General features: G+C 30.0%; 24 protein-coding genes (1 of these 24 running past the window's edge). 4 read left to right on the top strand and 20 right to left on the bottom strand.

Features of this window, described 5'->3' with window-relative positions; all coding sequences use genetic code 11:
• The 3 genes from ACMC9J_RS07490 to ACMC9J_RS07480 all read right to left on the bottom strand — a co-directional run.
• Positions 1 to 108, bottom strand: the 5' end (the start) of a protein-coding gene (locus ACMC9J_RS07490; RefSeq protein WP_427003157.1) for a TIGR01177 family methyltransferase. It extends 930 nt beyond the left edge of the window; only the first 108 of its 1,038 coding nucleotides appear in the window; its start codon is at positions 106 to 108; the stop codon falls past the left edge of the window.
• A 30-nt stretch (positions 109 to 138) separates the two neighbouring features.
• Positions 139 to 1,188 carry a PH domain-containing protein gene (locus ACMC9J_RS07485; protein WP_019264241.1) on the bottom strand — a complete coding sequence of 350 codons (1,050 nt, stop codon included), beginning with the start codon at positions 1,186 to 1,188 and terminating at the stop codon, positions 139 to 141.
• 129 nt (positions 1,189 to 1,317) lie between these two features.
• Positions 1,318 to 2,508, bottom strand: a complete 1,191-nt coding sequence (locus ACMC9J_RS07480; RefSeq protein ID WP_371921668.1) for a proteasome-activating nucleotidase — start codon at positions 2,506 to 2,508, stop codon at positions 1,318 to 1,320.
• 268 nt (positions 2,509 to 2,776) lie between these two features.
• On the opposite strand from ACMC9J_RS07480, the gene ACMC9J_RS07475 reads away from it, so the two are divergent.
• Positions 2,777 to 3,259 carry a multiprotein bridging factor aMBF1 gene (locus ACMC9J_RS07475; protein ID WP_019264243.1) on the top strand — a complete coding sequence of 161 codons (483 nt, stop codon included), beginning with the start codon at positions 2,777 to 2,779 and terminating at the stop codon, positions 3,257 to 3,259.
• Here the strand turns inward: ACMC9J_RS07475 and ACMC9J_RS07470 are convergent, their stop codons facing one another.
• The 12 genes from ACMC9J_RS07470 to ACMC9J_RS07415 all read right to left on the bottom strand — a co-directional run bounded on the left by ACMC9J_RS07470 (position 3,260) and on the right by ACMC9J_RS07415 (position 14,197).
• Complete coding sequence (locus tag ACMC9J_RS07470) at positions 3,260 to 3,694, bottom strand: DUF356 domain-containing protein (RefSeq protein ID WP_019264244.1); 435 nt, start codon at positions 3,692 to 3,694, stop codon at positions 3,260 to 3,262.
• 41 nt (positions 3,695 to 3,735) lie between these two features.
• Positions 3,736 to 4,959 carry a hypothetical protein gene (locus ACMC9J_RS07465; protein WP_019264245.1) on the bottom strand — a complete coding sequence of 408 codons (1,224 nt, stop codon included), beginning with the start codon at positions 4,957 to 4,959 and terminating at the stop codon, positions 3,736 to 3,738.
• A 54-nt stretch (positions 4,960 to 5,013) separates the two neighbouring features.
• Positions 5,014 to 5,454 carry a hypothetical protein gene (locus ACMC9J_RS07460; RefSeq protein WP_004036888.1) on the bottom strand — a complete coding sequence of 147 codons (441 nt, stop codon included), beginning with the start codon at positions 5,452 to 5,454 and terminating at the stop codon, positions 5,014 to 5,016.
• 83 nt (positions 5,455 to 5,537) lie between these two features.
• Positions 5,538 to 6,974, bottom strand: coding sequence for a Mur ligase family protein (locus tag ACMC9J_RS07455; protein ID WP_019267612.1), 1,437 nt, complete (start codon positions 6,972 to 6,974; stop codon positions 5,538 to 5,540).
• Positions 6,975 to 7,004: 30 nt separating this feature from the next.
• The gene (locus tag ACMC9J_RS07450) at positions 7,005 to 8,087 is read right to left on the bottom strand and encodes a glycosyltransferase family 4 protein (RefSeq protein WP_019267613.1); all 1,083 of its coding nucleotides are present in this window, start codon (positions 8,085 to 8,087) and stop codon (positions 7,005 to 7,007) included.
• A gap of 69 nt (positions 8,088 to 8,156) precedes the next feature.
• The gene (locus ACMC9J_RS07445) at positions 8,157 to 9,260 is read right to left on the bottom strand and encodes a carbamoyl-phosphate synthase (RefSeq protein WP_019266292.1); all 1,104 of its coding nucleotides are present in this window, start codon (positions 9,258 to 9,260) and stop codon (positions 8,157 to 8,159) included.
• Entirely contained in the window at positions 9,257 to 9,673 is a 417-nt protein-coding gene (hycI, locus tag ACMC9J_RS07440; RefSeq protein WP_019266293.1) for a hydrogenase maturation peptidase HycI, read from the bottom strand. The genes ACMC9J_RS07445 and hycI overlap by 4 nt, the downstream gene beginning before the upstream one ends.
• 65 nt (positions 9,674 to 9,738) lie before the next feature.
• Positions 9,739 to 10,506, bottom strand: coding sequence for a methyltransferase domain-containing protein (locus ACMC9J_RS07435; RefSeq protein WP_019264250.1), 768 nt, complete (start codon positions 10,504 to 10,506; stop codon positions 9,739 to 9,741).
• A gap of 16 nt (positions 10,507 to 10,522) precedes the next feature.
• A complete protein-coding gene (nikR, locus tag ACMC9J_RS07430) occupies positions 10,523 to 10,966 on the bottom strand; it encodes a nickel-responsive transcriptional regulator NikR (protein WP_049780176.1) in 444 nt (147 codons plus the stop codon).
• A 97-nt stretch (positions 10,967 to 11,063) separates the two neighbouring features.
• The gene (locus ACMC9J_RS07425; protein WP_094516680.1) at positions 11,064 to 11,531 is read right to left on the bottom strand and encodes a hypothetical protein; all 468 of its coding nucleotides are present in this window, start codon (positions 11,529 to 11,531) and stop codon (positions 11,064 to 11,066) included.
• A 417-nt stretch (positions 11,532 to 11,948) separates the two neighbouring features.
• Entirely contained in the window at positions 11,949 to 13,781 is a 1,833-nt protein-coding gene (locus tag ACMC9J_RS07420) for a hypothetical protein (RefSeq protein ID WP_427003156.1), read from the bottom strand.
• A 167-nt stretch (positions 13,782 to 13,948) separates the two neighbouring features.
• Entirely contained in the window at positions 13,949 to 14,197 is a 249-nt protein-coding gene (locus ACMC9J_RS07415) for a DUF5654 family protein (protein WP_250416462.1), read from the bottom strand.
• Between the two features lie 233 nt (positions 14,198 to 14,430).
• Here ACMC9J_RS07415 and ACMC9J_RS07410 point away from each other — a divergent pair, with 233 nt between their 5' ends.
• Positions 14,431 to 14,982, top strand: coding sequence for a DUF2115 domain-containing protein (locus tag ACMC9J_RS07410; RefSeq protein ID WP_019264255.1), 552 nt, complete (start codon positions 14,431 to 14,433; stop codon positions 14,980 to 14,982).
• On the opposite strand, the gene ACMC9J_RS07405 is transcribed toward ACMC9J_RS07410, so the two are convergent.
• The 5 genes from ACMC9J_RS07405 to ACMC9J_RS07385 form a co-directional block, all read right to left on the bottom strand.
• Positions 14,979 to 16,475: a glutamate synthase-related protein gene (locus ACMC9J_RS07405; RefSeq protein WP_019266297.1), complete on the bottom strand. Its 1,497-nt coding sequence runs from the start codon at positions 16,473 to 16,475 to the stop codon at positions 14,979 to 14,981. The two genes, ACMC9J_RS07410 and ACMC9J_RS07405, sit on opposite strands and share 4 nt — an antisense overlap.
• A gap of 19 nt (positions 16,476 to 16,494) precedes the next feature.
• Complete coding sequence (locus ACMC9J_RS07400) at positions 16,495 to 17,169, bottom strand: GXGXG domain-containing protein (protein WP_019266298.1); 675 nt, start codon at positions 17,167 to 17,169, stop codon at positions 16,495 to 16,497.
• A 12-nt stretch (positions 17,170 to 17,181) separates the two neighbouring features.
• Positions 17,182 to 18,099: a class II glutamine amidotransferase gene (locus tag ACMC9J_RS07395; RefSeq protein WP_019264258.1), complete on the bottom strand. Its 918-nt coding sequence runs from the start codon at positions 18,097 to 18,099 to the stop codon at positions 17,182 to 17,184.
• Entirely contained in the window at positions 18,087 to 18,674 is a 588-nt protein-coding gene (gene pdxT, locus ACMC9J_RS07390) for a pyridoxal 5'-phosphate synthase glutaminase subunit PdxT (protein ID WP_019266299.1), read from the bottom strand. Before pdxT ends, ACMC9J_RS07395 begins: the two co-directional genes overlap by 13 nt.
• A 250-nt stretch (positions 18,675 to 18,924) precedes the next feature.
• Positions 18,925 to 19,392 carry a HEAT repeat domain-containing protein gene (locus ACMC9J_RS07385; RefSeq protein WP_019264260.1) on the bottom strand — a complete coding sequence of 156 codons (468 nt, stop codon included), beginning with the start codon at positions 19,390 to 19,392 and terminating at the stop codon, positions 18,925 to 18,927.
• Positions 19,393 to 19,497: 105 nt separating this feature from the next.
• Here ACMC9J_RS07385 and aksF point away from each other — a divergent pair, with 105 nt between their 5' ends.
• Positions 19,498 to 20,499 (top strand): homoisocitrate dehydrogenase, encoded by a 1,002-nt coding sequence (gene aksF, locus ACMC9J_RS07380; RefSeq protein ID WP_427003155.1) that lies wholly within the window; start codon positions 19,498 to 19,500, stop codon positions 20,497 to 20,499.
• On the top strand, positions 20,500 to 21,978 hold the full coding sequence (locus ACMC9J_RS07375; RefSeq protein ID WP_427003154.1) for a class I adenylate-forming enzyme family protein: 1,479 nt from the start codon (positions 20,500 to 20,502) through the stop codon (positions 21,976 to 21,978).
• Positions 21,979 to 21,984 lie beyond the last annotated feature (6 nt).

The raw sequence follows: 21,984 nt of genomic DNA, 5'->3' as shown, positions 1-21,984 counted from the left end.
AGTTATTTTGGAAATATTCAGTTCCATATTTTCACATTCAATAACTGCTTTTAGTTCTGCAAGAGGTAATTTATCATGTTCCTGAGATTGTATACATAGTAATTCCATTAACTTCACCTAATCTTTTTTTAAAAAAAATCATTTTTTAAATTTATCAAAATGTCTTCTAATGATGGTTTCTTTAGAATCTTTTGTATGAGTATCTATATCTTTTTCTTCAAATTTTGAATCTTGAGTGTCTGGATCATTATAATAAAGTTCAGCTTCATTTTCCCTATAGTAATCATCATCACCATATGAATAATCACCTATGCCTTCATTATAATAGCTCCTGCTTTGAGATCTGTTATCCATATTGTTAATAGCATTTTCAATATTTTCTTCTAAAGAATCTTCCATATAAGGTTCATATTCATAATTATGCCTTTTTTCTTCTTCAAAGTTTAATTCTTCAGGATAATATTCATAATCTCTAACAGGTTCTTTTTTATAATACTCCTGAGGTTCATAGTACTCGTTTTCATCATAGTAATCTTCATCTAAATATTGCCTTCTTTTTGACAGGTAGTCATTAGAAGGTTCATAATATCCATCATCAGAATAGTATTCATTTTGAGGTCTGTTTACAGAAAAATCATTTCTGGAATGTCTGCCTCTTAAATTATTCTGATTTGATATTCTTGAGAAAATTATGTTTTCAACTTCACTAACATTTGAAATATTAGCTAATTTCATTTGATTGTTATCATAAGCACTATAAACAGAAACTGTTCCAACATTTAATATTTTAGCTACAATACTTTGAGAGGTACTTACATCCTGAATTGTTCCATAAGGCATGTAATTTTTTTTGGTGTATAAAACTCCTGATTTAATAATAATTCTTGAATCAGTTAAGATATACTCCATATAATACCAGTTGATTAACTGCCAAATTATATACAGAATAATAAAAAGTATAATTACAAAAAGTGCAATAGCTGCATACCTTGTTAAAGATAATTTAACATAAGATATTAAATATACTTGCATTTCACCAATAAATGTAATAATCGGTGATGCAACAGATAAAACAACAATTAATAAAATAACTCCAAAAATAGCTTTTTTACATCCTAAAAGCATATTAGGTTTGGTTTGATAAATAGTTTTTTCATTAGTTATTTTATCATCTTTATTAAACAACATAATATTGTATTAGAATTTAATTTTAAATAAAGTTTTTTAAGAAAATAAGATTTAAAAAGTAAGCCTCAGCTCGCCCATCATTCATCACATATCAGAGCTCATAGGGTTCATCATTGGCTTACATATTATTTAAGCGAACATCACGCCTGCTTCTTTTATAAATTCATCGTCACGTTCTTTGTCAAGAACTTTTTCCACAGCATCCATAAAATCAGTTACTGTAACTCTGTCTCTTTTTTCACGAATAGCAAACATACCTGCTTCAGTACATACTGCTTTTAAATCAGCACCAGAAAGACCGTCAGTTAAACTGCTGAGCAAATCCAAGTCTGCTTCTTCATCTAAAGCCATGTTTTTAGTATGTATCTTTAAGATTTGTTTTCTTCCATCATCATTAGGAAGCGGAACTTCAATGAATCTGTCAAAACGACCAGGTCTTAATAATGCAGGATCCAAAATATCCGGACGGTTTGTTGCTCCGATAATTCCAATATCCCCTCTAGATTCAAATCCGTCAAGTTCTGCAAGTAACTGCATTAAAGTTCTTTGAACCTCTCTATCTCCACTAGTGGAACTTTTAAGTCTTTTAGCTGCAACAGCATCAAGTTCATCAATGAAAATAATGGCAGGTGCTTTTTCCTTAGCTAATTCAAATACTTCACGAACAAGCCTTGCTCCTTCTCCAATGTATTTTTTAACAAATTCAGAAGCTACAATTTTGATAAACGTAGCATTTGTTTCATTAGCTACTGCTTTTGCAAGTAAAGTTTTACCTGTTCCAGGAGGTCCATATAATAATATTCCTTTAGGAGGGTCAATACCTATTTTTTCAAATAATTCTGGTTCTTTTAAAGGAAGTTCAACAGTTTCTTTAACTTCAATTATTTGATCTTCAAGTCCACCAATTTTATCATATGTAATATCAGGTTTTGTTTCAATTTCCATTCCTGTAACATTTGCATCTTTTTCTGATGGTAAAACTTCTACAATACCAAAGGTTTGCTGATTTAGAGCAACTCTGGAACCTGGTACTAATAATTTTTCATCTAAGAATTTTGAATAATTAACTAAAAAGCTAGGTCCGGTACTACTTTTAACAGTCATTCTGTGATCATCCAAAACTTCAGTAATAGTAGCTAAAACTAAAGGAGGTGATCTGAATCTTTCTACTTCAGAACGTAAGGATTTAGTTTCTCTTTCTAACCTGATTTTTTCATTTTCGATTAGAACTTTATCTTTTTCTAATTTCCTAACTTTCCACATTAAATTACTTTTAGCTCTGGAGTTTTCTTCTTTTAATGAATCTATTTCTTCTTGCATTGATTCAACTTTCTCAACTAATTGTTCTTTTGAAGAATTCTCCAAATCATTAATATTATCCATAGGACTCATCTCCAATAATATTGATTGAAAATTTTTATAATTTCGACATCTATGTTACTTTAATAACCATTAGTAACATTAACATATTTAAATTTTATTATTATGCTATTTTACTAAATGATAATATTTAAAATTTATGGGAAATTAATTATATACATTAACTGATAAATACTTAATTAATTAAATTAGGAAAAAACTGATTAATATGGAATGCGAAATTTGTGGTAGACAAGTATCTGACAATCCTAAAAGAGCAAAAATTGAAGGATCTGTCATGATTGTTTGTGATGAATGTGCTAAGCTTGGAAAAATACAAAAAGCACCTCCAAAACCAAAATTTAGAAAATCAAACAAACCTAAGAAAAATAAAAAAACAAGACAAAATTACTCTAAAGATGAACCAAAAGAAGAATTAATTGAAGATTTTAACATCAAAATTAGAAAAGCCAGAGAATCTAAAAACTTATCAAGAGAAGAATTAGGTCAAAAAATCTATGAAAAAGTTTCTGTTATAAATAGAATTGAATCTGGTAAAATGATTCCAGATATAAGATTAACAAAAAAATTAGAAAATGCTTTAAATATTACTTTAATTGAGAATGTGGAAGAACTGGATTTAAGCAAGTACACAGGTAACTCTTCACAAGGCCGTACTCTCGGTAATGTTGTAAAAATTAAAAAAAGATAGCTATTTGTTTGAATAGCTATTTATTTTCTTATTCTCAATATGTTTTACTTTTCCTTTTAGTTTATAGTCTATTTTTCCGCCATTTTTAGCTTTATGAGAATAATACCCTTTAAAATCAGGAGCATTATTCAATTTATTTTTTAATTGATTGAAAACATCATATTCATCACTAACAACTACAACATGAGCTGGCGGATGAATTTTTTTAATTTGCATAATACTTAAAGTTATATCTTCTTTAACAAAAAAGGCAGTAGCAACTTTAGAACTAGTTCTGAGTTTAGAATTTAGAATCTTTTCAACTAATGAATCAGCAAATTTTGCATCAATTATTTTTGGTTTAGTTGCTAAATTTAAATTTCCATGTCTTTCCATGTCCGCAATTGCATTTAGTAGTTTTGAATTGTTTTCTCCTCTTATTAAGACCAATGCCATAGTATCACTGTTTTAAAAAAAATAATTAATGGTGAAAAATTTCACCGATTTTGGAACGATTTCAATAATCTACTTCTAAATACTACAAGCAATATTAAAATTACTCCAATTGCAGTTTGTACACTGCCTAAAATATTCAATATGCTTGCATCAACTGGTAAATCCCAAGATGGAGCTGATTTATCTCCATTTAATGCTGTGTAATATACACCAACTGCTTTAGAGTCTTTTTTAACATTAATATCTTTAGGTTCTACATGATCGACCCCAACTAAAAGACCATTATTAATACCTTTGTTAATTGAAGTTGCAATAGCTGATGCATCATATCCATTTTTAGCAACTGATGCATCCACAATTTGTTTAGTCGTTGATGCAAGTCCAGGTTTTTCACTTCCATAAACTGAAACACTAACAGAATCCGAAGTTACCGTAATTGCATTTCCCAATGCTTCATATGCATAAATTGTTGTTAACTCACCATTACATACCGGACAAACTTCATAATTCTCAGATGACGGATAACCTACAGACCATCCACAATCATCACAAGATTTTGAATAAACTTCATTCATCGGATAACCAGATTCATTTAAATCTTTAGGAGTGAACATATCACCAGTGGATAAACCAGATACAAGGTTTACCGCACCCCCACCGTATTTTTCACCAGAATCATTAGCTACTTCACCCATAGCTTCAGAAACAATGGTTGTTGCTGGATATCCATCCCTAATCATTTTTCCAATATTAATTGCAGTTTGTTTACGAACAGTATCTGCAGTACCATATAATGGGTTTCCTTCAGAATTCCTTAAATGAATAATAGCTCCTTTTTGTCCTGGCTGTAAAGTAGCTATTCCACCAGAAGTTGAGGAATAAGGAGTTACAGTAATAGAACCATTACCATCTACAGTAACAACATATGCATCAAAAGAACCTCCAATTGAAATACCCATTTCAGGACCCCCTACAATTAGACGAGCTCCCTGATATTTAGAGGCGATTGAAGCTGCAGAAGCTGCAGATGCATTGTTTTCAAGAGAAGCAACAGCGTTTACAACTGAATCCAACCTTGAGTCTGAACCACCAGTACCCCCTGAGAGAACCGCAAAATGATGTTCTTTAGACATTAAAAATGTTGATTGGAACATGTTATCTGCAAAAGACATACTTCCAGCAGCCGCTCCATTTGGATCTTTACCAGTAGGATCAGTGATAACCATTACATTACAAGTAGCAGCCACACTACTTATACACATCATAAATATTATAAAGAAAATTATTGGTATACTCCACTTTTTCAAACTATCCCTCTATTAACCCTGATTTGTCGTATTCTTTAATTCAACTGACGAGAAATCTTCAATAACGGTTACTGTAACAATACCTGTGTTTTTATCCACCTGAACATCTGCAGCAGAAATAGGTGCAACTGATGTTCCCGGAACTGTTGACCGTTTTGCAAACTCTTGAGCCGTTTGTATCGCATCCTGCAGTGAAACTTCTTTTTTAGAAGTTTTTAAAATATCTCCATGAATTACACTACCGTCTCTTAAACCAGATTGCATAACATTAGATCTAATAATATCTACAGGAACAACATCATTACCTTTAACTATGATTCCAGAAATAGGGACACCATCAGTAACTTCATCAGAGGACGCATAAGCAACATATGTTATTAAACGACCGCAAAGAATCAAGATGAATGCTAATAATAAAATTATTAATGTATCTCTTCTTATCTTTATAAACATGTTTTTATCCTCTAAATTTTTCCATCAATAAGCAATAGAAAAATAAATTACATTTATTATATTAAAATTTTGTAATATTTAAATTATTTCCTTAAAATATTTTCCAAAAGACCTTCAGCAGGGTCCATTCCCTGTGCACCAATTAATAAAATAATATCCTTCGCATCAGCACACCTGTATGTGTCTTTTAAACAGTCACATAAATTATCAAAATAATTATAATCAATATTATTCTGATTTAACACTTCAAAGAAAATTTCTCGCTCTTCATCTTCAACAAAATTTAAATGGTCAACAACATCATTACTTGAAGATAAAACCAGCTTTATATTATCATTCATAGATTCCACCAATGCTTCAACATTCAATTTGTTGATTTCCACGCCTCTTGAACCTCTGATAGAACATACAACATATAATGTTTGGTTTTTTGGAAGTAATTTATAAGTTTCCGCAATTGTAGCCTTTATACCGTCAGGATTATGTGCAAAATCATCTACAATTAACGGATTTTCATGAAGTTTTGAAAATCTTCTGTTTAATGGTCTGTAAGATTTTACCCCTTCAACAATGTTTTTGATATCAATATCTAAAGATATGCATGCTGCAACTGCAGATAAAATATTTTGAATAAAATGATGAGAAGTAAATGGCAAATCATTATTTTCCAAAATCAGATTACCTTCATAAAAAATTCCATCATCATAATAAACATGAGGATTTTTTGAGTCGAATTTATTCATCGAACATAAAAATGGATTATTTGGAGTTAATTTCATCACTAAATCATCATCATAATTCAATACTGTAACTCCATCTCCAATAGCATTAGGAACTTGATTTATTTCATCAAAAACCTCATCAATAGAGTTTACAAGCCCTATATGATCCATAGCTATATTAGTTATAACTCCAACACAGGGTTTAACTGCACTGGCCATCAGATATGCATGATGTTTCATTAAATTTCCAAGCCAACCTTGAACTTCAGAAACTTCAATAACCAAATAGTCCAATTTTCCATTATTTTTAACTTCATCCGAAATTAATTTGGAAACCATCGGATCAATTAATGTATTAAATTCTGATTCACTATCCGTATTCGTAAGAACATGTGATTCAGTATTTTTTAAAATATGGTAAATTAGATGAGAAGTTGTTGATTTTCCATTAGTGCCCGTTATAATAACATTTTTTGAATCAGGAGAAAATTTTTCAATCGTCCATTTAAGAGCATAAGCAGTAGCTAACTCTATTTTATCTACAATAATCAGCGGAAAATTTAATTCAATTGCTTTATCACAAGCTCCGTCCTGAGGATTTTGAGTAATTAAACAGGCTAAATTTTTACTAGCTGCAATTTCAACACCTTTATCATTAATTTTATGGCGTATTACAATATCTCCATCAATGGCATCATTTAAAAATGTAAATCTTCCTGTAAATCCTTCATCATCAAAAAAACTGTCTTTTCCAATAATGTTGCCTTCAATAAAACTAGCTAAATCTTGTATAATCATATAAAAATCACCAAAAAAGAAAAAGAAAAATTAGAATATGTATAACTGAGCAAGAATTCCAATTACACATAATAACACAGTAACACCCCAATAGCTAAGTACAATCTTACGTTCAGACATACCATAATGATTTAATGTGTGATGTAACGGTTCAACAGGCAATTTAATAATATTTGCCCTATGTAACAAACTAACAACAACAGATGCTATTGGAACACCTAATGCAAGAACACCAAAATATGGAATATCAGATATAAGAACAGCTGCAGCATAACCAGTACCTAATACAAATGATCCTGTATCTCCCATAAATATAGATGCCGGATATTTGTTAAATACTAAAAATCCTAAACATAATCCAGTTAAAATTATGAATACTGGAATACCTGCCATATTTCCACATAAATATAAGTAACAGCAGCAAGCAAAAGATGCAATACCTACAATTCCTGCAGCTAAACCATCCATTCCATCAATTAAATTCACACAATTAATACAACCTAAAATAGCTATTATAACTACTGGAAACGCCAATATTCCCAAATTAAATCCGCCAATTGTAGTTACAACCCCTGTTAAACCTAATAACACACCTAAAAGAATTTGACAAATGATTTTTTCAAGTTCACCAGGTTCTGTTTTAATTGGAACCTCACCAATAATTTCTACTTTGCCCTCTTCCACTAATTTATCAATTTCTTTTTTAGCTTTTGGAGTAGCTACTCTAACTTCTTCATTAGGCTCAACATCAAGTCTGCCTAAAGTAATTACCTCATCACAACAGTTTACAACAACTTTCTGAATTTCTTTAACCTTAAGACCAATTAAATCATCCAATAAACCTACAATACCTCCTGCAAGCATAATATAAGACATGATTAAAATTGGAGTATTATTATAATAAATAGCAATAATCAACAAAATTACAAATAAAAATGCAATACCTCCCATTGTAGGAGTACCGCTTTTATGTCTGTGTTCACTAACAATTGGATTATCTGCTATCCTTGCATTAAGTAATATTCTTTTAATACAATATGTAAAAATTATTGCACCAAAAAATGTTATTAAAAAAAGAATTAACATATCCCCATTATTCATTTTACCACACATAAATTATGTATCATATTAATTTTATTCTTACTGTTATATAAAATTAATTTAATAGTGTTTAAGTTATTATTAAATCAAATCTTTAACATATTTGTCTAATTGCTCTTTTGAATTTGCCCTAACTGTAATTCTCTGATATCCTTCAGGTCCATGAACCACACAATCATTATTTTTAAAGGATTTTAAAGGTTCATTTAAAGCCGGACCTTCATAATGTCCAATAGGAATTTCAGTAGCATAATAATATTCTAATTTGTCCTGAATGTCTTTAATAGAAAATTTACCTGATGCCATATTTACTAATTCACATAAAGAATTAACTCCACAGGTAGCTGTTGTTAAATATCTGGTTCCATTTGGTCTTGTGTTGACTTCAATAGCATATAATTGCTGTTCCTGTTTTGAAAACATAAAATCCATTTCAAAAATACCGTCAGAAGCTAAATTTTTAGCTACTTTATATGCAGTTCTTTGAATAAGATTATTATCTAATCCTTCAACTAAACAAGGAGCAGTTTTAACCTTATTTAAAGGATGAATTCCTTCCAAAGTTGTTTCGCCTTTATAAATTGGAGATAAAGGCATATATTCACCATTATACCCTAATACTTCAATAGAAATCTCAGAACCTTCAATGAATTTTTCGCATAAAGCCTGGTCAAATTCTTCAAAGTACTTTTTAACATCATCTAAAGAATTAGCTACTTTAATATCTTTTCCGCCCTGACCTTGGCCCTGCTTTAAAACAACTGGAAATTCCATTTCCAATTTATTTTCAAAATTATCCTTAGTTAATATCTGATATTGTGGAGTAGCTACACCAATTTCATTATAGAACTCTTTTGTTTTAATTTTATCAGAAGTTAAACTAACCGCACGAACATTTGCTGCTATTACTGGAATATCCGTTTCAGCTTCAAGTTCTTCTTTCATTTTAGCTACTTCTATTAATGGTGGATCAATACCTATTAATGGTACAACCGCGTCTACATTCTGACTGATGGCTATTTGTTTTGGACTGTCCATACCTCTAGGTACAATAAAAACTTGATCAGGCAAATCCAGATTTATAGCATCTTCATTAGATTCAGTAATTATACTTTCAATACCATTTTCTCTAACATAATAATCTATATCATCATACAATCTTGAACCAATAAATAAAATTTTCATAAAATCTCCTTTAAAATATTTATAAACTTATAAGCTCCCTTCTGAACTGCTGGTGTTGGCATGTCTGAATAATCCATAGATTCAGGTTCAATACCAACAAATATTATCTTAAAATCATTATCTCGCTCTAAATATTTAACAAAATATGATAAAGACATTGAATGAGTTGAAATTCCAATATTGACAAAATCATCCTTGTCTACAATTTTAAATTCCCCAGGCCTGCACCCCATCAAACATGCATCAACAAGAATTACATGTGACGGCTTTTCTTTTCTGATTTTACCTGTGAAATTCTCAGGAACTGTTTGACCATCAATAATTATTAAATCAGAATTTTCCAAATCTTTTAATTCATTAATTATAAAAGGTCCTACACCATCATCACATTTAAGCTCGTTTCCAATTCCCAATATAATTAACTTTTCTTTATTTTTTAAAAATTCTTCCAGCTCTCTTTTAAATGAAATAAAATCACCTAATAATAATTTGCTTCAATAGTTCCAATTCCTTTTCCCATAATATATTTTAATTTAACATTAATTAAATCATTGCATTTTACATTTTTTTCATTTAAAGGAATTAACAGAGGTGGGTTTAACATTGGCGTAGGTCCACAAACCAAATTATCGTTAAGCTTAGTAACAGTTGTAATTTTCAATCCATTAACTGAAGAATCTTTTTTAGCCTTTAAAGTTATAACTTTTTCAAAATTAGGATTTATTTCATTTAGAAAATTAATCTCATCATAAATAACCGGCTTTGATAAAATTTCACAAGAAACATCTTCATCATAATGAATATAATCTCGCTCCAGGTGTGCAAGTTCTATAATATTAATAATACCCTGAGGAATTATTCTGCCATCCTCTTTTAGATAATTTCTTACATGATTCAATACTGGAACTTCTTCTTCATCAATAAGAGCAGTATCTAACATTTCACAAACAATTAAATCAGATTTTTTAGAAAAATTATAATTAAAAACATCTTCATTAATAACTTTAATATTTTTAAAGTTTTCTAAATTTTTTTTAGCACATATACTAGCTTTAACATCTTGTTCAATAGCTATTATTTCTTTAAAATAAGAATTTAAGAAAAAAGATAAAATTCCACTTCCACATCCTAAATCATAAGCTAATTCCTGATTGACAGATAAATCTTCAATAGCTTCGTAAAATGCTGAAATTCTTTCTTCATCTTTCAATAAATCAAAATGGTAATGAGTTGTTTTAAATTTCATGTGAAAAAAAATAAAATTAATGGTGATGATTATGTTCATGATCAGGATCACTAAACTCTTCACCATTAGCAGTAGTTGTGAGTTTTACGTGTTCTACTCCTTTAAGTCTCATTATTTTATCAGTTAACTCACGAATTTCACTAATATCCCCATTAACAACAACGATTTCCATACAATATTTTTCAGTCATATGAAGATGCATATTCATGTTAATTTCATTTCTGAAACTGTGTTGAATATCTGCAAGATTTTCCATAACTCCAGTATAATGATGATCATAAATAATAGTAATAATTCCAATTCTTTCTCCTTCCATCTCATTCATCCATTGATGTCTTACAATATAATCCTGAAGAGCATCACGAATACCTTTTGAACGAGATTGATAACCTCTTTCTTTTAAAACTTCATCAAAATCAGCCAATAATTTTTTTGGTAATGACATACTTATTCTCATCATAGTAAAAACCGTCCACAACAAAGTGATTTAAATATAATATTAAACTTAAAATATATAAATGTTATGAAAAAATAAGAAATTTATATTACTATATTTCTTATTCAACAAGTAAATAATACTCCCCATCTTCTTTTTTAATGGGTTTTAGAAGGTTTTTATTTTCCAGAGATAAAATAATATGATACATTTTAAAATTAGAAAGTTTTAAATCACCATATAACAAATGGCCTTCTAAAGTATACTTAGAAACCAAATTCTTATCATCAACTAACTCTTTAATTAGATTATAAGATTCTTTTTCTTTAATATTCAGTTCAATCTTTTCAACATCTTTTTTAGATTTAACTGCATTAATCTCTTTATTAGAAATAGTTAACTTAACACTGCTACCATTAAACTCAATTAGATTCTTTTCAGATAATGTGTTTAAAATTTGAACCAAATCATATTCATGAAATCCTAATTCCTCTTTTAAAAGTTTAATAGGTACTCCTTCAGAATATTCAGGATTAAATATTTCTACCTGATTTAAAACAACTTCCTCTTTTTTTGTAATTGTAATCATAAATAATCTATTTATATTATAATAATTATCATTTTTAAAATTTTTGAAAACACATTATTATTAAAAAACACAAAGAAAAATTTGTTTCGAAATTATATTAATACTTTTTAAAATTTTAATATTAATTAAGTAATACTTTTTTATAAAAAAGTATTTATAATATGAAAAATAATGTAAATATAGGTTTGAAGTAAAAACATATTCAAAATTATTAAACATATATAACTATTCTGTCTTTTAATTACCCTCCTCTTTTTTACTTCGAACTATCTCTTTTTAAGAAAAACTGCTAATTTTTAATTTAAAAAATTGTTGAAAGATTAAAAGAATAATTTATTAACTTTAAATGCTAAAAAAAGAATTTTTGAAAAAAATTAAAAAAAGGAATTAGATTTAAAATAAAAAACTCATAAATCATTAAATTAAGTTATTATACTGCAACAATGCTTTCATCATATTGAATGATTTATCCACACTTCCAGCAGCAATCGTACCATGAGGTGTTAATACTTCACATGTAACAGATGGAATACCCCTTAAATTAACTGTATCCTCCATAGCTCCACCATATTCTTTACCTGCAATATCATATATTAATTTAGAGTAACCTGTTTTTTTAGAAATAAAATCAGCTATTTTTGCACTTTCAGATAAGGGAGAATAAGAACCCATAGCTACATCCTTTCCAGGATCACCGTTAGGTTGAGTACAATGGAAATCACCATAATTATCACATTTTAATGAACATATTAATTCCACTACATTATTTGATATAGTTCCCGGAACATTTGCTTTTGAATTTAAATTAACATTATTATAATTCCTAACATTACTAGCAGTTGCTTTTGGTTGGATAAATGGAATGATATGTACAGTACCTTTAATTGGATTGTTTTCCAAATAACTTATTAACTTTAACACAGCTACTTGAGAAGATAACTCTGATCCATGAATACCTGCAGTAATAAATACCACATTTCCAATTCCACCTTTAAAAGTAATCCAAGGTGTGCCTGATTTTGCAGAATTAATGACTTGATTGATTAATTCTGAGTTAGGTAAATTATTTTTTATTAAAGAGTTTTTAGTAACATCTGCACCAGTATTCCAATTTAAAGTTGTTAACAAACAATCATTTTTAACAATATACTTATTACTGCTGCACATATTATCAGCATAATAAGTTATAATATAATTTCCGGCAGGATTATTTAAATTAATTGTTGCAATTCCTTTATCATCAGTATAGGCAGTTAAAATTTGGCCTGCAACATTGAATTTAATTAACTTATTACATAGGGGATTTCCTGTAGAATCTACAAAATTAACCGAAACATTAACTGGATTTCCATAAGTTGAAGAAATATCCTCTCCTGATATTCTACTTAAAACCTTTATTTTATTACCCATTTCCAAATTATCATAATAAGCAGTTAATATATACTCCCCAGGATTTAAATTAATATCTAATTTTGCTATTCCCAAATTATTTGTAGCTTTATAATAAAATACACCATTAATATTCATTTTAACTGTTTTATTAATTAAAGGATTGCCAGATTTATCTAAAACCTTAACTAAATATTGAGAATCATTTTTGTAATATTTAACCAAATCCTTACCCTCTAAAAATGACAATACTGTAATATTATAACCAGTTGCAAGATTATCATACATTAATGTAATAATATACTTTCCAGGGCGTAAATTAATATTTAATTTACCTAAACCCCACTCATCAGTATTTTTATGATAAAACACACCATTAATATTTAAAGTTACCTTTGCATTAGAAACAGTTCCTCCTGTAGATTTATTTAAAACTTTAAATACAAACTGAGAATCATTTTGATAATATTTAACCAAATCCTTACTCTCCAAAAATGACAATACAGTGATATTATTTTTAACAGTTGTATTTTTATAAGAAGTAGTAATTGAATACTTGCCAGGCATTAAATGAATATTAAGTTTTCCATTTCCATAGCTGTCTGTAACTCTAGTGTAATTTTTACCTCCAACATTTAAATTAACAGTACAATCTTTAGAAGGCAAATTATTTTCTTTTACATTAAATTCAAATTGTGAATCATTTTGATAATATTTAACCAAATCATATGTAGTAATTTTGACATTATCATTTGTAATCAAATTATTATCTAAACTAGTGTCATTATCCTGAGCAAAACAAGTATTTAAACAAAATAATAACGAAATTAAAATTAAAACTAAAAAATATCTTTTTTTCATAATATACTTCCTCAATGCTGTAATTATACTTAAACACACAAATTAAGTATACTTACAATAAGTTCATTCTATCATTGGCACTATTTAAATTATAATGGCCAATAAAATGATTCATCTAAAAAAAACAATACAAAAAAGAATTTTTGGAAAAAAATAAAAAAGGATATTTAGTCTTTATCAAGATCAATACCCATTTTTCCAGCAATTCTTGCAAGTAATACAGTAACAACTACAGCAACAATAGTTACAATAACTGCATATATTAATAATCCAGTTACTGCACCTCCAGCAGTGTAAAATTCTTCAATTAATTTTTGTATTGCTTCATTCCAAGCTAAACCTGCAACAAATGCAAATGCTGTAGTAATTAATGTTAACATAGTTTCCATTATCATTTTGCTTATTTCACTATCCATAATCATCACCTTATTTATTATTTATAAAATTTTTATGAATAATGATAAAATATTAATATTTATTAAATTTATTGTACAAAATATGTATTAAAAAACTTTTAAGTATACATTTTACATTATTCAATATAATATCTTAAGTTTATTTTATTTAAATCTATTTTAAAAAATTAATTAGTTTTCCTTAGAATACAAAACTAAAAAATTTAAATAATTCAACTATAAAATTAACATATATGAAAGCAACAGACATATTTCAAGATTTACGCAATATTTCATCAAAAGAAAGAATAACAAAAACTGAATTATTAAAACTCTTAAAAAAATATTGCAAAATAATTTCACCCTATGACCTAATGCTTGCAACAGCTAGAATGAGGGAAGAAGGAAAATATGTTCAAGCTAATTATCGTGAAAAATACTTGGAAGTTTATGTAAAATACTTCATCATGCGTGTAAAGGAAATACTTGACAATAACAATTATATAGATGAAGATATTGATAAAGAAAGTTTTGATAAATCATTTAATTTATTAAAACATCAGTTTGAAAAAGAAAGAAATTACACAATAGAAGAAGATAAGTTTCCTTTAATTTATATTATTGTTGCTCTTTATACAACATTTATTTTGGAAGAGCCTATTCATCCGGTTGGAAGTGAATTTCCTGGAAGTTTAAAAGTAGAAGAAAAAAATGGAGAATATTACTGTCCAGTTAAAGACAAACAAAAAGACAATGAAAATGCTATTTGTAATTTATGTCTAGCTGAACAGACCCCTGGAATTTAATTTTTTCTGTTTTCAGAACCTGCCATTGGAACACCAGTTAAAGCTGATGCTTCCATTGTTAAGGCCCTTAAGTTTTGTTTTTCCAATTTTGTAATATGTGTGTTTCCTGCCTGCTGAACAAGCATACATGCCTCATCAGTCATTGCATTTATATAATTAGCTACTGCTTTACCCATTTCCTTGTAATCAATCCTGTGTCTTAATGATAAATCCTGTGTAGCTATTCCTTTACTACAGTTACCTTTATAACACATTTGACAGACCCTACAGCCTATAGAAATTAATGCAGCTGTTGCAATATATACTGCATCTGCTCCAAGAGCCAATGCTTTAGCCAAATCTGCTCCAGAACGAATTCCTCCAGCAGCTACCAAACTTACATCTTCTCTCAAGTTAATTTCTTTTAATGCCTGATCTGCTTCTACAATAGCTGCAAGTGATGGAATACCTGAATGTTCCATAATAACATCCGGTCCTGCTCCAGTTCCTCCCTGCATACCATCTACAACAATTATATCTGCTCCACCTTTAGCTGCAATTTTTACATCAGAAGCTACTTTACCTGAAGCAAATTTAACAATAATCGGAACTTTCCAGTCAGTAATTTCACGTAATTGGGAAATTTTCATACTTAAATCTTCAGGACCTACAATATCCATGTGTCTTGCAGGTGACAGAGCATCAGACCCCACAGGGATTTTTCTGATTCTGGAAACTTCAGCAGTTACTTTTTCACCAAGCAAGTGACCACCCATTCCGGATTTTGCTCCCTGACCAATTTTGATTTCAACTGCATCTCCCTGTTTAAGATAATCTGCAGAAACACCAAATCTTCCAGATGCATATTGTGCTATAAGTTTATCAGCCAGTTCACGTTCTTCAGGAAGCATCCCTCCTTCCCCTGTGTTTGTTACAGTTCCTGCAAGTGAAGAACCAATAGCTAGTGCCATTTTTGCTTCTTTACTTAATGCACCGAAAGACATAGCTCCAATCATCACAGGAGTATCTAATTTTAAAGGATTTTCAGCATATCTATCTCCCAATACAACATCAGTTCCACATGGTTCCCTATATTTATCAATAGGAGGTCTTGATACTTGCGCAGGTATTACCACCAAATCATCAAAGTCTGGAATTTTTCTTAAAGCACCAGTACTTCTGATTTTATATGATGCTGATTGAGCTTTTCTCACTATTTCTACAACATCCGGGAACCCCCATGCTTCTCTTGCATCCTGCGGAATTGCATTTACTTCAATAGCTCTATTCGGACACATTTCCAAACAAATTCTACATCCAACACATTTTTCCTGATTTAATGGATATGGTTCACCCTGAATAATTTCATAAACTCCGTGAGGACAATTATTATAACATGAGAAACACTTTCCACAGATTTTTTCATCCCGGTCATCACACAAATACCAACAACAACCAGGTCTTCCAAAGTTTTTCTTACATAAAACTGGATTTCTCTCTACTCTATATGGCATATACTTCCCTCCCATTCAATTAATGACCGTAAAATGGCCTTGCACTTTCTGGAACTATTTTTTTAAATTCGTCATATTCATCTTCTTTTAAATCAAAATCATATTTTTCCAATAACTCTTTTAATTCAAGTTTATCTTCCCATGTTAATTCGTCAATTTTAGCATTATATCCTAAGCTTTTAACTTCCCCTTTAACATAGATTACACCACGAATAATAGATTCTGCAACATCTTCTCCCACATCACCTAAGATAACCATACGACCACCCATCATGAATATTCCAGTCATAAATCCGGAATTTCCACCAATGACAATAGTGCCGTTTTTCATGATTTCTCCAGTCCTTGAACCTACTGATTTACGAACAACAACTGTTCCCCCATAGATTCCCTGTCCTGCTCCATCACCAGCTGATCCTTCAACAACTACTTCACCATCAGTTAAATTATCTCCAACAAACCAGCCAGCATTACCGTTAATTTTAATTTTCGGACCATCACACATTGTTCCTGTGAAATAACCTACAGAACCATCCAATTCAATGTTAACTTCATCAGTCACTCCTGCAACCAAATAATGCATTGCATTAGGATTTTTAATAAGTATTTTATCATAATCTTTTGCAGACTCTTTAACTTGTGAATTTAATTCACGTGGAGAAAGTGATGCTGCATCTAACTCTTTTATTTTCATTAAAACCAACCCTTAAATTTCATACACCATTACTTCACCAGGAGAAATTTGTTCAATATTTTGAGTATCAACAACTTCCCTTAAAGATACTTCTTCAGATGCAATTGCAAAAACATCATCAGTCTCTGCCATTACTCCCGGACGTAATCCTAATTTATCTTTAGCTATTCCAATACCATTTGGAGTTCCTATAATATAAGAAAACGGACCATCCATATCTTCTACAGATTGTTCCAGTGCTTCTTCTAAAGAATAACCCGTATCTAATTTATCTGCAATATAATGAACTAAACACTCAGTATCATTAAATGTTTCAAATACATGGCCTTTTCTTTCTAATGGATCTCTAATGTTCCAATAATTTGTAATTTGACCATTGTGGACAACAGAAACATCTTTAACAATATAAGTTTCAAATGGATGTGCATGGTATCTGTCTACACCACTTTCTGTTGAAAACCTTGTATGGCCTATAGCATGAGTTCCTTTAACCTCACGTACATCGTACCTTTCTGCAATATCCAATACAGAACCTACATCCTTAATCATTTCAAAATCCTGACTTCCATTAATTACAATAACATCATCAATTGTATCAACAGTTGATATAAGTGGTTTAAGTTCTGAAAAGTTATCTAATTGAACTTTACATTTATAAATAAATGAATCTCCAACAGATGGAAGAACTTCATCACCCTGAATTGGAGTTACAAAGTTTATTGTATCTTTTACTGTTTCTAATAATCTTGGTTGTTCTTTTACTTGGATTTTTAAGATGTATTCATCATCTTTAAGACCAGTTCCACCATAAATTGAATAACCTGCAGAATCAGGACCTCTATGCTGAAGTTGATGGAGCATATTGGTCATATCATTACCTGCACAATGTAATTTTTTATCTTTATAAACTATACCAGCTATTCCGCACAATTTAAAACCTCCTTTATAAAATATTCATGAATTCGAGTATCATCAGTTAATTCCGGATGAAATGCAATAGCTATATTATGTCCTTGCTGAATAGCTACTATCTCATCATCCAATTCAGATAAAACTTTAATATCTTCTTTAGTCTTATCATAATCATCAAGTGACGGCGCTCTAATGAAAACTCCCAAATAATCCTCCCCTAAAATAGAAATTGGACTTTCAAATGAATCTACTTGTCTTCCAAATGCATTCCTTTTAACTGAAATGTCCATAATTCCCAATAACGGTTGATCAAAATCAGTTTTTTTACCAAGCAAAACCATTCCTGCACAAGTTCCAAAAACAGGAATCTTGTTATCTTTAATAACTTTATCTATCCCTCTTTCTTTGATGATTTTTCCTATTACAGTACTTTCACCACCAGAAATGATTACACCATCACAGTTAGCTACTTCATCAGCATACCTTACAGAAATTGCTTCTGCTTCAATACCCATATTTTCAATAGCTTTCTTTGTAATGTCGTAATGTTCACTTACGGCACCTTGTAAATTTAGTATTCCTATTGTAATCATATAACTCACTAATCATTCTAAACAATTATTTTAAAAAAATAGCAGTAATTCTAAAAGTTATAGTAAAATTATTAAGATATAGAATATTTGCTAATATAATATTTATCCTTTCATATTATATAAATGTAGTGGAAAACTACTTCCGACCAAAAAATTTTCTGAAAAAAAATAACTATAAAAATATAAATTTAAACAATATTCAAAAAAAGTGGTAAAAAAAGGGAAAAAATGAAGAAAATAACAAAATTAGTTATTCATTTTTAATGCTATTTATTGCATTTACAGCACCGGCTCTAACATAACCGCTTTCATCTTCTAAAAGTGCTTCAAGTGGTTCAATAGCTGCATCGTCTTTTAAGTTTCCTAAAGCCCAGGCAGCCGCACCTCTTACCCTCCAATCTTCATCATCTAAAATTTCAATTAAAGGATCAACAGCTAACTGTCCCATACGACTTAAAGCAGTAGAAGCTTCTCTTCTAACTAATTTATTGTTATCCCTTAAAGTTAAGATTAAAGCATTGATGGATTTGGGATAAGACATAGCACCTAAAATTTTTGCTGCATTTAAACGAATATTTTTCTTCCTATGGGATAATGCAGATATTAAAGCATCTACAGATTCTTCCCCCATCATTTCCAATTCACCAGCAGCCGCTTCAACAACAAATTCATCTTGGTCATTTAAATCTTCAATTAATTCTTCAACAGATTTTGACATAAACATTCCTCACTATATTTAATATAACTGTAAACATATAATAGTTATATCTAACTATATAAATATATTTCGAAAATATACGAACAAAATTAAATAAGTGAAATAATGTACAAAATTGCAATAATACCAGGAGATGGAATTGGAAAAGAAGTAATGGAATCTGGCGAATATCTGCTAGACAAACTTGATTTGAATTTCAGTTTTGAATATGGTGAAGCCGGTTTTGAATGTTACAACAAAAATGGAGTTACATTACCTGAAGAAACCATTAAAATAGCTAAAAAATCAGATGCAACATTGTTTGGAGCTAGTACAAGCACACCATGCCAACCAAGCCCAATTATAAATCTTAGAAAAGAACTTGATGTTTATGCAAATTTAAGGCCAATAAAATCCTACAAAGGAGTCAGATCAATACAGGACAATATTGATTTCCTAATAGTTCGTGAAAATACTGAAGGACTCTATAGCCAAGTTGAATATGAACAAGACAATAAACTAATTGCTCAAAGAATCATTACACGAAAAGCTAGTGAAAAAATAGCTAAAGTTGCTTTTGAACAATGCATAGCCAAACAAAAAGAAAAAGTAACCTGCGTACATAAAAGCAATGTCTTAAAAAAAACTGATGGAATATTTAAAGAAAGCTTTTACAAAATAGCTGAAAATTACCCAAATATTGAAAGCAATGATTTTTATGTTGATGCAGCGGCAATGTATCTTATTACCCAGCCCCAAAACTTTGATGTGATTGTAACCAGCAATCTGTTTGGAGATATTCTATCTGATGAAGGTGCAGGTCTTGTAGGTGGACTTGGACTTGCTCCTTCAGGAAACATTGGAGATGAACACGGATTATTTGAACCTGTTCATGGATCTGCACCAGATATTGCAGGTAAAGGTATAGCCAATCCATGTTCCATGATTTTAACAATAGCTATGATGCTGGATTACTTAAAAGAATATGAGATAAGCAATAAAATAAATAAAGCTGTTGAAAATGTTGTAAGTGCCGGCAAAACATTAACTCCCGATTTAGGTGGAAATAGCACTACAGCAGAACTTACTGAAGCTATCGTGCATGAAATACTTGAAGGTGACTACTAAATGCTTAATATAACTACATTTCTTGATGCAAATGCTTGCAGATTAGATAAAAATGTTTTATACAATCCAAAAACTAATGAAAAATACAATTCCCGCGAAATATTAGCAATAACTTCAGAAATTGCTCGTGACCTAAAAAATTGCAGCATTAAAAAAGGAGACAGAGTTTTAATATATTTAAATAACTCAACCAGCTATTTATTCTCATTATTTGCAATTTGGAGACTTGGAGCTATAGCTATTCCAACAAACAGAGTATTTACCCCTCATGAACTTGAATACATCATTGATGATTCGCAGGCAAAATTAATGATTACTGATGAAGATGCAAAAGATATTGTTGATTTATACAAATATATTCCAAAAAATATTGAAAATTATAAAAATGGAGAAATTTTACCTGCCGAGCCTACAGATTGGGATGATTTATGTCAGTTACAGTACACTTCAGGAACAACAGGTCAACCAAAAGGAGCCATGCTTACTCATGGAAATTATTTCACTGCAATCCATAATGAATGTGATGTATTAACATTAAAACAAGACGACGTTTACATGGGAATATATCCAATGGCTCATGTAGGATTATCATGGGCAATAGCTGCACTTAGAGCAGGAGCTTATTACATCATGGTAGAGCAATTTAATTTAGATGAATATCTTGAATTATGCCAACAAGAAAATGTTACTGTTCTAACAGGAATGCCTCCTGTAATACACTCCCTGACAAGATTAGAAACAGGTGCTGAAAAACAGTTAAAAACTGTACGTGAAATAATAAGTGGAGGTGGACCGCTACACAGAAAAATCTGGAAACAATTCCATAAAAAATACGGCATTCCAATAATTAATGCTTACGGATTATCTGAAACAATTGTAATTGGAACAGGGACTGTTATTAGACCAGAGGATTATAGAACTGCAGACAGATTTGAAAGTGTTGGACATCCAGTTTGTTTTTCAGAAGTTAAAATTGTTGATGAACATGACTACACCAAAGAGCTTGAAAAATACGAACACGGTGAAATTGCACTAAGAGGTCCTGCAGTAGCTAAAGGTTATTGGAGACGTGAAGTAGCTACAAAAGAATCATTTTTAGAAGATGGGTGGTTTTTAACAGGAGATATCGGATATCTTGATGATGATAATCGTTTGTTCATTACAGACCGTAAAAAAGACATGATTGTGATGAGCGGATGGAAAATTTATCCAACAGAAGTAGAAGAAGTTCTAATCAAATATCCCGAAGTAAAAGAAATAGCTATTTTCAGTATTCCTGATTGTCATCGCGGAGAATTACCTGTAGCTGCAGTAGTTTGGGAAAATAAAGAAGACAACGAAGGTTTAATTAGCTATGCACGTGAAAATCTTTCAAGATATAAAGTGCCAAGAAAAATATTTAGCCTAAAAGAGCTTCCAAGAGTTAATGGATGGAAACTGCTTAGAAGAAAATTAAGAGAAGAATATAATCATTTATAGATTATA

The sequence above is a fragment of the Methanobrevibacter intestini genome, from assembly GCF_047402955.1.
GTDB lineage: Archaea > Methanobacteriota > Methanobacteria > Methanobacteriales > Methanobacteriaceae > Methanocatella > Methanocatella intestini.
The sequence above is the reverse complement of the archived record's forward strand: the minus strand, read 5'-3'. Positions and strand labels throughout refer to the sequence as shown.

What these genes read in the sequence shown, in the direction of transcription:
- ACMC9J_RS07420 (WP_427003156.1), bottom strand. Translation starts at nt 13,781, where the DNA reads ATGAAAAAAAGATATTTTTTAGTTTTAATTTTAATTTCGTTATTATTT.
- ACMC9J_RS07425 (WP_094516680.1), bottom strand. Translation starts at nt 11,531, where the DNA reads ATGATTACAATTACAAAAAAAGAGGAAGTTGTTTTAAATCAGGTAGAA.
- ACMC9J_RS07460 (WP_004036888.1), bottom strand. Translation starts at nt 5,454, where the DNA reads ATGTTTATAAAGATAAGAAGAGATACATTAATAATTTTATTATTAGCA.
- ACMC9J_RS07410 (WP_019264255.1), top strand. Translation starts at nt 14,431, where the DNA reads ATGAAAGCAACAGACATATTTCAAGATTTACGCAATATTTCATCAAAA.
- ACMC9J_RS07470 (WP_019264244.1), bottom strand. Translation starts at nt 3,694, where the DNA reads ATGGCATTGGTCTTAATAAGAGGAGAAAACAATTCAAAACTACTAAAT.
- ACMC9J_RS07450 (WP_019267613.1), bottom strand. Translation starts at nt 8,087, where the DNA reads ATGTGTGGTAAAATGAATAATGGGGATATGTTAATTCTTTTTTTAATA.
- ACMC9J_RS07485 (WP_019264241.1), bottom strand. Translation starts at nt 1,188, where the DNA reads ATGTTGTTTAATAAAGATGATAAAATAACTAATGAAAAAACTATTTAT.
- ACMC9J_RS07455 (WP_019267612.1), bottom strand. Translation starts at nt 6,974, where the DNA reads ATGATTATACAAGATTTAGCTAGTTTTATTGAAGGCAACATTATTGGA.
- ACMC9J_RS07385 (WP_019264260.1), bottom strand. Translation starts at nt 19,392, where the DNA reads ATGTCAAAATCTGTTGAAGAATTAATTGAAGATTTAAATGACCAAGAT.
- ACMC9J_RS07465 (WP_019264245.1), bottom strand. Translation starts at nt 4,959, where the DNA reads ATGATGTGTATAAGTAGTGTGGCTGCTACTTGTAATGTAATGGTTATC.
- ACMC9J_RS07480 (WP_371921668.1), bottom strand. Translation starts at nt 2,508, where the DNA reads ATGCAAGAAGAAATAGATTCATTAAAAGAAGAAAACTCCAGAGCTAAA.
- aksF (WP_427003155.1), top strand. Translation starts at nt 19,498, where the DNA reads ATGTACAAAATTGCAATAATACCAGGAGATGGAATTGGAAAAGAAGTA.
- ACMC9J_RS07400 (WP_019266298.1), bottom strand. Translation starts at nt 17,169, where the DNA reads ATGAAAATAAAAGAGTTAGATGCAGCATCACTTTCTCCACGTGAATTA.
- ACMC9J_RS07435 (WP_019264250.1), bottom strand. Translation starts at nt 10,506, where the DNA reads ATGAAATTTAAAACAACTCATTACCATTTTGATTTATTGAAAGATGAA.
- ACMC9J_RS07475 (WP_019264243.1), top strand. Translation starts at nt 2,777, where the DNA reads ATGGAATGCGAAATTTGTGGTAGACAAGTATCTGACAATCCTAAAAGA.
- pdxT (WP_019266299.1), bottom strand. Translation starts at nt 18,674, where the DNA reads ATGATTACAATAGGAATACTAAATTTACAAGGTGCCGTAAGTGAACAT.
- ACMC9J_RS07445 (WP_019266292.1), bottom strand. Translation starts at nt 9,260, where the DNA reads ATGAAAATTTTATTTATTGGTTCAAGATTGTATGATGATATAGATTAT.
- nikR (WP_049780176.1), bottom strand. Translation starts at nt 10,966, where the DNA reads ATGATGAGAATAAGTATGTCATTACCAAAAAAATTATTGGCTGATTTT.
- ACMC9J_RS07375 (WP_427003154.1), top strand. Translation starts at nt 20,500, where the DNA reads ATGCTTAATATAACTACATTTCTTGATGCAAATGCTTGCAGATTAGAT.
- ACMC9J_RS07415 (WP_250416462.1), bottom strand. Translation starts at nt 14,197, where the DNA reads ATGGATAGTGAAATAAGCAAAATGATAATGGAAACTATGTTAACATTA.
- ACMC9J_RS07405 (WP_019266297.1), bottom strand. Translation starts at nt 16,475, where the DNA reads ATGCCATATAGAGTAGAGAGAAATCCAGTTTTATGTAAGAAAAACTTT.